The following is an 850-nucleotide window of genomic DNA, read 5'->3' as shown; positions in this document are numbered from 1 at the left end:
AGCACTGAAAGACTTGAAAGGCTTTTAAAAGCCCTAAGATTCTTAACAGAGGAGAACCCTAACATTCTGAATTCGCTTACACCTATGAGAATGGAAAATATTCCTCCCACAAAAGGTTGACACAATCAAGAGTCAGGATGAGTTGTGATCTTTAAAACATTCGTGATAATATGAGAAGTAGCTTCTTCAAGATAATTGCGTTCGAATACATCTATACCAGGATCATTGGTACCACGAACAACAATATCAAAAAAACCTAAAATCTCACCGATTTTTTCTTTTATAGGTACAAATCTTAAATATTTCTTTCCATCTTTCTCGATAATTTCCCTCAAATCATCTTCTTCTAATTCTGCTATTTCTTCGTCATCCTTATCATCTAGAGGGATATCACTATAATTAATAGAACAAGGGTTAATGACAATGTTACTTTCTTCATGAATATTTAAGTTTACTCCACCTAGACGATTACAAACTTTAACGAACTCGCCTTCTGGATCAATAATAGCTTGATAATGGTTAGCTACACTCATTTCTCTACTCAACTTGAGCTTCATAGCAAGTGATTTCCCTGAACCTGGTATTCCGAAAATCGCCATATTGTAATTTGGAGGTCGATATTCATCATTCCCAAAACTATTAATAAATTCTTTTTGTCCCGTTATCTTATTAATTCCAATAGGGACTCCACCTAAATACCGTCCGCTCCCTGTAATAAATGGGTGTATTTTGCAATAGAAAAGTGCAGAGAAATGCAATGAAAAATGCAGAGGTTTGCCACCCATTTAATTCCTTTTCGACAATGCGTGGGACAGTCTATAGCTCTCGCCATGAAAAGAGATGATATGGG

Annotated in this window: 1 protein-coding gene; it reads right to left on the bottom strand. The window is 35.6% G+C overall.

Going from position 1 to position 850, the window contains the following annotated elements; all coding sequences use genetic code 11:
- Positions 1-125 precede the first annotated feature (125 nt).
- Positions 126-785 carry a helicase HerA domain-containing protein gene (locus E2L07_RS20600; protein ID WP_134230537.1) on the bottom strand — a complete coding sequence of 220 codons (660 nt, stop codon included), beginning with the start codon at positions 783-785 and terminating at the stop codon, positions 126-128.
- Positions 786-850: the final 65 nt, after the last annotated feature.

It is taken from the genome of Halalkalibacterium halodurans, assembly GCF_004376175.1.
Taxonomy (GTDB): domain Bacteria; phylum Bacillota; class Bacilli; order Bacillales; family Bacillaceae_D; genus Halalkalibacterium; species Halalkalibacterium halodurans.
Note: the sequence above shows the minus strand (reverse complement) of the source record. Positions and strands in the feature narration are given on the sequence as shown.